Annotated in this window: 9 protein-coding genes and 1 tRNA gene; 5 read left to right on the top strand and 5 right to left on the bottom strand. The window is 67.9% G+C overall.

The features are described from left to right. The 5 genes from KZA10_RS03870 to KZA10_RS03850 form a co-directional block, all read left to right on the top strand. On the top strand, positions 1–907 hold a 907-nt coding region (locus KZA10_RS03870; protein WP_256934366.1), incomplete at its 5' end, for a metallophosphoesterase. A 55-nt stretch (positions 908–962) separates the two neighbouring features. Then, positions 963–1,039: transfer RNA gene (locus tag KZA10_RS03865), tRNA-Pro, on the top strand. Positions 1,040–1,105: 66 nt separating this feature from the next. Continuing rightward, positions 1,106–1,582 (top strand): VanZ family protein, encoded by a 477-nt coding sequence (locus KZA10_RS03860; protein ID WP_055865306.1) that lies wholly within the window; start codon positions 1,106–1,108, stop codon positions 1,580–1,582. Further along, a complete protein-coding gene (locus KZA10_RS03855) occupies positions 1,579–2,334 on the top strand; it encodes an HAD-IIB family hydrolase (protein WP_218682216.1) in 756 nt (251 codons plus the stop codon). Before KZA10_RS03860 ends, KZA10_RS03855 begins: the two co-directional genes overlap by 4 nt. Positions 2,335–2,386: 52 nt before the next feature. Next, entirely contained in the window at positions 2,387–3,229 is an 843-nt protein-coding gene (locus tag KZA10_RS03850; RefSeq protein WP_218682215.1) for a DUF1295 domain-containing protein, read from the top strand. Between the two features lie 43 nt (positions 3,230–3,272). Here KZA10_RS03850 and KZA10_RS03845 read toward each other — a convergent pair whose 3' ends face one another. From KZA10_RS03845 to KZA10_RS03825, 5 genes are all read right to left on the bottom strand, one after another. Continuing rightward, positions 3,273–4,532: an alpha-hydroxy acid oxidase gene (locus tag KZA10_RS03845; RefSeq protein WP_141385828.1), complete on the bottom strand. Its 1,260-nt coding sequence runs from the start codon at positions 4,530–4,532 to the stop codon at positions 3,273–3,275. Positions 4,533–4,542: 10 nt separating this feature from the next. Continuing rightward, a complete protein-coding gene (locus KZA10_RS03840) occupies positions 4,543–5,265 on the bottom strand; it encodes a FadR/GntR family transcriptional regulator (protein ID WP_218682214.1) in 723 nt (240 codons plus the stop codon). A 161-nt stretch (positions 5,266–5,426) separates the two neighbouring features. Beyond that, complete coding sequence (locus KZA10_RS03835; RefSeq protein ID WP_218682213.1) at positions 5,427–6,080, bottom strand: thymidine kinase; 654 nt, start codon at positions 6,078–6,080, stop codon at positions 5,427–5,429. Positions 6,081–6,089: 9 nt separating this feature from the next. Continuing rightward, the gene (locus KZA10_RS03830) at positions 6,090–7,562 is read right to left on the bottom strand and encodes a malate:quinone oxidoreductase (protein ID WP_218682212.1); all 1,473 of its coding nucleotides are present in this window, start codon (positions 7,560–7,562) and stop codon (positions 6,090–6,092) included. An 83-nt stretch (positions 7,563–7,645) separates the two neighbouring features. Then, positions 7,646–8,601: aspartate-semialdehyde dehydrogenase (locus tag KZA10_RS03825; protein ID WP_218682211.1), on the bottom strand; the 956-nt coding region annotated here is incomplete at its 5' end.

The following is an 8,601-nucleotide window of genomic DNA, read 5'->3' as shown; positions in this document are numbered from 1 at the left end:
CCTCGTCGCGCTCGGCGCGGTGGGGGCCGTGGGTGCGGCGGCCGCGATCTGGGGCATCGGCATCGAGAGGTACCTCTTCACGGTGCGGGAGGCCACGGCGAAGGCGTTGCCTTCCGGCTCCGCTCCGTTGCGCATCCTGCACATCTCCGATGCGCACATGGCGCCGTGGCAACACCGCAAACAGGACTGGCTCGCCTCCCTCGCGGAGTTGAAGCCCGACCTCATCGTGAACACCGGAGACAACCTCGGCCACGAGAACGGCCTGGAAGGCATCCGACGCGCTTTCGACCCGCTCGCGGGCATCCCCGGCGTCTTCGTGCACGGATCGAACGACGTCGCCGCGCCGTCGCCGCGCAACCCGTTTCGCTACTTCCTCGGACCGTCCAAGAAGCACCACAAGCCGGAGCTTCTGGACACCGACGCGATGGACCGCTACTTCACGGACGAGCTCGGCTGGACCGACCTGAACAACACGGCAGCGCGGCTGCGCATCGCCGGCGCCGAGGTCGACCTCTTCGGCGTCAATGACGCCCACCGCGACTGGGACCGGCTGGACGAGCTTCCCGACGCCATCGCCGCTCTCGGGGCCCGCGAGTCCACGACTCCGGTGCTCGGGGTCACACACGCGCCCTATCAGCGCGTGCTCAACGGCTTCACCGATCTCGGAGCCGACGCGATCCTCGGTGGCCACACGCACGGCGGTCAGGTCTGCCTCCCGGGATTCGGCGCGCTCGTGGCGAACTGCGACATCCCCCTCAAGCAGGCCAAGGGCCTGAGCACGTGGTCGCACGGCGACCGCACCGTGCCGCTCAACGTCAGCGCGGGCTGCGGACACTCCATCTACGCCCCCGTGCGCTTCGCGTGTCGGCCCGAGGCGACGTTGCTCACGCTGACCGCGGAGGACTGATCCCGCCTCGATTCGGCGCAGAGAGCATTTCCCTGTAGACTCGGAGGGTTGCAAACGGGGTGTGGCGCAGCTTGGTAGCGCGCTTCGTTCGGGACGAAGAGGTCGCAGGTTCAAATCCTGTCACCCCGACCAGTGACACCGGAAGGCCGCCCTCAGGGGCGGCCTTCTCTGTATCGGGATCGCGCATGAAGGGAACGCATGAGCTCTCTGCTCCCGCCGCCGCGCCGCTTCACACGTGCCTGGGCCCTCGTCCTCGGCATCCCTTTCCTGATCGGCCTGGCCGCTCTCACCCTCACGCCCTCCCGGGTCGAGGAGACCATGCCGAACCTGCTCGATGTCGTGCTCACCACAGCCCATCGTCTCGGCTGGGAATCGCTCGACTTCACCCGCCTCGAGATCATCGCGAACGTGCTCGTGTTCGTGCCGGTCGGCATCCTCGCCTTCCTGCTCCTCCCCCGTCGGGTGTGGTTCCTCGCGCTCCTGGTCGGCCCTGTGCTTTCGGCGGCGATCGAGACGGCGCAGCGCGTGGCACTCCCCCACCGTGCGGCGACGGTGAACGACGTCGTGGCCAACTCCACGGGCGCGATCCTCGGGGTCGCCCTCGCTGTCGTGGTCACTCTGCTCGTCGCCCCGCGTTCCTCCCAGCGTCCACCTTCTAGGCTGGAGACATCATGACCGCGCCCACACTCGTCGCCTTCGACCTCGATGACACGCTCGCTCCCTCGAAGGGTCTGATCGACCCGCGAATCGCCGCCCTGCTGCGCGCCCTCCTGCGCACGGTCGACGTCGCCATCATCTCGGGTGGTAACGAGGCCCAGTTCCGCTCGCAGGTGGTGTCACGCCTCGGCGACGCCGACCCCGCGGATCTCGCGCGTCTGCACCTGCTGCCCACGTGCGGCACCCGCTACCTCCGCCACGACGGCACCGACTTCATGCCGGTCTACGCCCACGACCTCAGCGACGCCGAGAAGCAGGCCGCGCTGACGGCCCTGCGCGAAGAGGCCGAACGGCTCGGGCTCTGGGAGGCCGAGCCGTGGGGCGAGATCCTCGAAGACCGCGGTTCGCAGATCACTTTCTCGGCGCTAGGACAGAGCGCCCCGCGCGAAGCGAAGCATGACTGGGACCCGACGGGGGCCAAGCGCGGTGCGCTGCGCGATGCGGTCGCTGCACGTCTTCCCGGTCTCGAGGTGCGCTCGGGCGGCTCGACCTCGATCGACATCACCCAGGCCGGCATCGACAAGGCCTTCGGTATGCGGCAGCTCGCCGCCCGCACGGGCATAGCGCTGACCGACATGCTGTTCTACGGCGACCGGCTCGACGAGGGCGGCAACGACTACCCCGTGCTCGCGATCGGTGTGCCCTCCGTGGCTGTGCAGGGCTGGGAAGACACCGCCGACAAGCTCGACGCTCTTCTGCTCACGCTCTGACCTGAGCAGTGTCGTGCAGCGCGACACGGCAGCAGAGTCCTAGCATGGCGTCATGGATGCCCTGCTGATCGTCATCATCGTCGCCGCGGTCACCAGTGCCGCCTGCTGGGTGCTCTCCCTGATCACCCGAGACACATCCTGGGTCGACCGCGCATGGTCGATCGTGCCGGTTGTCTACGTCTGGATCTTCGTCGCCGGGGCCTTCGTGAACGGCGAAGGATCCGCCCGTGTGGTCGTGATGGGAGTGCTCGCCACCGCGTGGGGCGCACGCCTGACCTTCAACTTCGCCCGCAAGGGCGGCTACACGGGGATGGAGGACTACCGGTGGGCCATCCTGCGGGGACGGATGCGCCCCTGGCAGTTCCAGATCTTCAACCTGCTGTTCATCATCTGCTACCAGATGACGCTGCTCGTGCTCATCACGCTGCCCGCCGCCGTCGCCGCGCAGAATCCCTCCGCCCTCACCGGGTGGGATGCGCTGTTCATCGCCGCGTTCGTCGCCTTCCTGGTCGGGGAGACCGTCGCCGACCAGCAGCAGTGGCGGTTCCATCAGCGCAAGAAGGAGGCGGGCGGCACTCTCGCACCCGGCTTCGCCACGACGGGCCTGTTCCGCTACAGCCGGCACCCGAACTTCTTCTTCGAACAGGCGCAGTGGTGGGCCTTCTACGCGATCGGCGCGACCGCAGCGGTCACCGGCGGCGCCGGTGTCATCGGAGGGGTGCTGAACCCGACCATCGTCGGCCCCGCCCTGCTCACGGTGCTGTTCATCGGGTCGACGATCTTCACCGAGTCGATCACCGCGTCGAAGTACCCGGCCTACGCCGACTACCGCCGCACGACGTCGATGCTGGTGCCGTGGCCCCCGCGCGCACGAGCGGTGGCCACGCAGTCCTGAGACCGCAGAGCCACCGCGCGCGCGGGATCGAACGAGCGGGGTCTCAGCGCACGCGAGCCTCGGCGGCAGAGCGGGCGACCGGGACCAGACGGGTCAGCTGCGTCACGTGCGCGGGCTCGAGCTCGGCGAGGGAGGCGACCCCCAGCAGGCGCATCGTGCGCTCGATCTCGCTGCGCAGGATCGCGATAGTCCGGTCGACGCCCTGACGCCCACCCGCCATCAGCCCGTAGAGGTACGCCCGTCCGATCAGGGTGAAGTCCGCTCCGAGGGCCACGGCCGCGACGATGTCCGCGCCGTTCATGATGCCGGTGTCGATCATGACGGTGAAGTCGTCGCCGACGGCCTTGCGCACCTCGGGGAGCAGGTGGAAAGGGATCGGCGCACGGTCGAGCTGGCGTCCTCCGTGATTGGAGAGCACGATGCCGTCGACACCCGCATCACGCAGGCGCACAGAGTCCTCGACGTTCTGCACGCCCTTGATCACGATCTTGCCGGGCCAGATGTCGCGGATGACCGCGAGGTCGTCGTAGCTGATCGTCGGGTCCATCGCCGCGTCCAGCAGCTCGCCGACCGTGCCGCCCGTGGTGCTGAGAGACGCGAACTCGAGCTTCGGGGTGGTGAGGAAGTCGTACCACCACCAGGGCCGCGGGATCGCATTGATGATCGTGCCGAGGGTGAGCTGCGGCGGGATGCTGAACCCGTTGCGCTTGTCGCGCAGGCGGGCACCGGCGACGGGGGTGTCCACCGTGAACTGCAGGGTGTCGAACCCCGAGGCGGCCGCACGACGGGTGAGCTCATACGAGATCTCGCGATCGCGCATGACGTAGAGCTGGAACCAGTTGCGCCCGTGCGGGTTGGCGGCCTTCACACCCTCGATCGACGTGGTGCCGAGCGTCGAGAGCGTGAACGGGATGCCGGCTGCCGCCGCGGCGCCCGCACCCGCGGTCTCCCCCTCGGTCTGCATCAGACGTGTGAATCCGGTGGGCGCGATTCCGAACGGCAGGGCAGAAGGCCCGCCGAGAATCTCGACGCTCGTGTCGACCGTGGGCGCCGGGCGCAGGATGCCGGGGTGGAACTCCACATCCTGGAACGCCTGGCGCGCGCGAGTGAGGGAAAGCTCGCCTTCGGCCGCTCCGTCGGTGTAGTCGAAGGCGGCCTTGGGCGTGCGCCGCTTGGCGATGAGACGCAGATCATCGATCGTGAGGGCACCCTCCAGACGCCGCTTGCGCCCGTCGAGTTCGGGCTTCTTGAACTTCATCAGCTCGAGGAGCTCAACGGGATTCGGGAACTGGCGCTGCACCATGATGTACCTCTCAGGTGTGGGGGTGGGTGTCACGGGTGAGCCCCGCGGACGTGTAGTAGCCGGTGATGTGGGCGTGGACCAGCGCGCGCGCTGCATCGACGTCGGCGGCATCGATGGCGGCGACGAGGGCGCGGTGCTCGGAGCGGAGACGAGTCGCCATCGCTTCCCAGTCCGGGATCGCGGAGACTCCCGCCTGCACATAGGACTCGATCGAGGAACGAAGACCCGCCATCATCGCGGCGATGACCGTATTGCCGCTGGCTTCGGCGAGGGAGAGATGCAGCTGAGCGTCGAGGGCGAGGAACTCCGCCGGGGCGAGGCCTCGAGCATCCATCGCCTCGAGCAGTTCGTGGGCGCGGCTCGTATCGCGGTCGGACGCCGCAGCCAGCACCTGGACGACCGCGTCTTCGAGCACCAGACGTGTGCGTACGACATCATCCAGAGGGAAGCCCTGAGCCGCGACCTGCAGCCGCAACAGCGCCGACATGCCCCCGGTGGGCGTGGCGATGACGATGGCGCCCGACTGCGGGCCTGAGCCGGTCGCGGTGCGGATGAGGCCCATCACCTCGAGGACGCGGAACGCCTCCCGAACACTGGATCGGCCGACGCCGAGCTCGGTGGCCAGATCACGCTCGGAGGGCAGCCGGTCGCCCGGGCCGAGGCGGGCATCGAGGAGGTCGCGTTCGATGTGCTCGAGCACGAGTCGCCATGCGCGCGCCGGCTGTTCCGCCATCGATCCTCCTGTGGTCTGACCACAGAATATCGCCTGTGGTCAGACCGCGCAAACAGGCGCGGAAATACAGAGCCCCTCGCGGGAGGCACGCGGGAGCCTCCTTCACCGCGCGCGACGAAAGGCGCTCTTCCTGGAGCGTGGAGAGGGAGCCGTGCGGAGCCTCAGCCCAGGCGCCCGTCGGACTCTTCGAGGTAGCAGGTGCCGCACAGCGACTCATAGGTGGTCAGCTCGGGCGAGGCCGAGCCTGTGGCGCCCTCGTCGATCGCGACCTGGTCGCCGTCGAACACGAAGCGCCCGCCGACCACGCGACCGTTGAACACGGCCTTGCGTCCGCAGCGGCAGATGGTCTTGAGCTCCTCGAGCGAGTGCGCGATCGCGAGCAGGCGCGCGGACCCGGGGAACGCGTGCGTGAGGAAGTCGTTGCGGATGCCGTACGCGATGACCGGGATCCCATCGACCACCGCGATGCGGAAGAGGTCGTCGACCTGCGACGGCGTGAGGAACTGCGCCTCATCGATCAGCAGGCAGGCCACGTCGATCGGGCCTTCTGGGAGCAGCTCGTCATCCGACGTGTGCTGCATGCGTCCTCGATGAGTGGCGAAGATCACGCGGGCATCGTCGTCGGGAGCGATGAGGAAATCGACCTGGCGCGTCACGCCCAGTCGACTCTCGATCTCTGACGCTCCTTTGGTGTCGATCGCCGGCTTCGCCAGCAGCACCCGCTGTCCGCGCTCTTCGTAGTTGTAGGCGGCCTGCAGCAATGCCGTCGACTTGCCCGAGTTCATCGCGCCGTAGCGGAAGTAGAGCTTCGCCACGGTGCCGGCTCAGACGTTGATGCCGAGTGCGGCTGCGGTCGCTTCGGTCGACTTCTCCGCGAGTGCCGCGTCCTCGTTCAGCTTCTCGCCGAAGGTGGGGATCAGCGCGCGCAGCTCGGGCTCCCAGCCCGGGTACTCCGCGGGGAAGCACTTCTTGAGCAGATCGAGCATGATCGGGACGGCGGTCGAGGCACCGGGAGAGGCGCCCAGCAGACCGGCGATCGACCCGTCGGACGCGGCGACGACCTCGGTGCCGAACTGCAGGATGCCACCCTTCTTCGGGTCCTTCTTCATGACCTGAGCACGCTGACCGGCGTCGATGAGGGTCCAGTCCTCATCCTTCGCGGTCGGCATGAAGGTGCGCAGGCTGTCGACCTTCTTGGCGTGGTTCTTCAGCAGCTCACTGACGAGGTAGGTGATGAGGTCGGGGTTCTTCACCGCCACCTGCAGCATCGGCAGCAGGTTGTGCGGGCGCACCTGGGTGACGATGTCGAGCATCGACCCGTTCTTCAGGAACTTGGGGCTGAAGGTCGCGAACGGCCCGAACATGAGCGAGGCCTCGCCGTCGACGACGCGGGTGTCGAGGTGCGGAACCGACATGGGCGGAGCACCGACGGACGCCTGCGAGTACACCTTCGCCTTGTGCTGAGCGACGACGGTCGGGTTCGTGGTCTTGAGGAACTGTCCGCCGATGGGGAAGACTCCGTAGCCCTTGATCTCGGGGATGCCGGAGTTCTGCAGCAGCTTGAGCGCCCAGCCGCCGGCCCCGACGAACACGAAGCGCGCCTTGACCTCGTTCGGGGTGTGCCCGATGCGGTTGCGGTACTTGACCAGCCAGGTGCCGTCCTTCTGCTTCTTCAGGCTGCGCACCTCGTGGTTCGTGCGCAACGTGACGCCGGAGTCGGTCAGGTGGTCGAAGAGCTGGTTGGTGATGGCGCCGAAGTCGACGTCGGTGCCGGCGGGGACGCGGGTCGCGGCGAACGGCTCACCCTTGACGCGCTGCTGCATGAGCAGCGGTGCCCACTTGTTGATGACGCGGGAGTCTTCGCTGTACTCGATACCGGCGAACAGCGGCTGCTTCTTGAGCACCTCGTAGCGGTTCCTGAGGTACGCAACATCCTTCTCGCCGCGCACGAACGTCATGTGCGGCGTCGCGTTGATGAAGGTCGACGGCGCGTCGAGCACGCCCTTCTCCACGAGCGACGACCAGAACTGACGGCTCTGCTGGAACTGCTCGTTGATCGAGACCGCCTTGGCCGGGTCGAGCGGAGCGTCTCCCTGCTGCGGCATGTAGTTCAACTCGCACAGCGCAGCGTGCCCCGTGCCGGCGTTGTTCCACGGATTCGAGCTCTCCTGAGCCACCTCGGAGAGTCGCTCGAAGGCGACGATCTTCCACTCCGGCTGCAGCTCGTGCAGGAGAGTACCCAGGGTGGCGCTCATGATGCCACCGCCGATCAGGACGACATCGACGTTTTCAGTCACCGAACCAGTCTAGTTCGCGGGCGCGTCGTCGCAGACCATGCGGACCTGCTGCGCCAGACCGCTTCCGCATCGCGGGCATACCGTCAGGCTATGACCGCCAGGCGCTCCGCCAGGATCTCGGCGATCTGCACGGCGTTCAGCGCGGCGCCCTTGCGCAGGTTGTCGTTGCTCAGGAAGAGCACGAGCCCCTTGCCCTCGGGTGCGGACTGGTCGGCGCGGATGCGACCGACGAAGCTCGGGTCTTTGCCGGCAGCCTGCAGCGGCGTGGGAACCTCGTCGAGGACGACACCGGGGGCCGCGCTCAGCACCTCCCTGGCACGCTCGGGAGTGATGTCACGCGCGAACTCGACGTTGATCGAGAGCGAGTGGCCGGTGAAGACCGGGACCCGCACGCAGGTGCCGGCCACGCGGAGTCCGGGGAGTTCGAGGATCTTGCGGCTCTCGTTGCGGAGCTTCTTCTCCTCGTCGGTCTCGTTGTCGCCGTCGTCGACCAGGTTGCCGGCGAAGGGGATCACGTCGAAGGCGATCGGGGCGATGTACTTCTCGGGTTCGGGGAAATCGACCGCGGATCCGTCGTGCACGAGACGGAGGGTGTCGCCCTGGGCGAGCACACCCTCTACCTGGCCGAGCAGCTCCTGAGCGCCGGCGAGTCCCGAGCCGGAGACGGCCTGGTAGGTGGACACGATCAGACGCTCGAGGCCGGCCTCGGCGTGCAGCGCCTTCAGCACCGGCATCGCCGCCATCGTGGTGCAGTTCGGGTTCGCGATGATGCCCTTGGGGCGCTCGTCGATCGCGTGCGGGTTCACCTCGCTGACCACGAGCGGAACCTCGGGGTCCATGCGCCAGGCGCTGGAGTTGTCGACGACCACGGCACCGGCAGCGGCGAAGCGCGGCGCATAGGCGCGGCTCGCCGTGGCTCCCGCCGAGAACAGGGCGATGTCGATGCCCGTGGCATCCGCCGTCTCGACGTCTTCGACGATCACGGTCGCACCGCCGAACTCGATGGCCGTGCCGGCGGAACGCGCGGAGGAGAACAGCC

The sequence above is a fragment of the Microbacterium sp. BF1 genome (assembly GCF_019279095.1).
In the GTDB taxonomy this organism is placed as follows: Bacteria; Actinomycetota; Actinomycetes; order Actinomycetales; family Microbacteriaceae; genus Microbacterium; species Microbacterium maritypicum.
This window is presented reverse-complemented; position numbering and strand designations above follow the sequence as displayed.

What these genes read in the sequence shown, in the direction of transcription:
- KZA10_RS03860 (WP_055865306.1), top strand. Translation starts at nt 1,106, where the DNA reads ATGAGCTCTCTGCTCCCGCCGCCGCGCCGCTTCACACGTGCCTGGGCC.
- KZA10_RS03855 (WP_218682216.1), top strand. Translation starts at nt 1,579, where the DNA reads ATGACCGCGCCCACACTCGTCGCCTTCGACCTCGATGACACGCTCGCT.
- KZA10_RS03850 (WP_218682215.1), top strand. Translation starts at nt 2,387, where the DNA reads ATGGATGCCCTGCTGATCGTCATCATCGTCGCCGCGGTCACCAGTGCC.
- KZA10_RS03845 (WP_141385828.1), bottom strand. Translation starts at nt 4,532, where the DNA reads ATGGTGCAGCGCCAGTTCCCGAATCCCGTTGAGCTCCTCGAGCTGATG.
- KZA10_RS03840 (WP_218682214.1), bottom strand. Translation starts at nt 5,265, where the DNA reads ATGGCGGAACAGCCGGCGCGCGCATGGCGACTCGTGCTCGAGCACATC.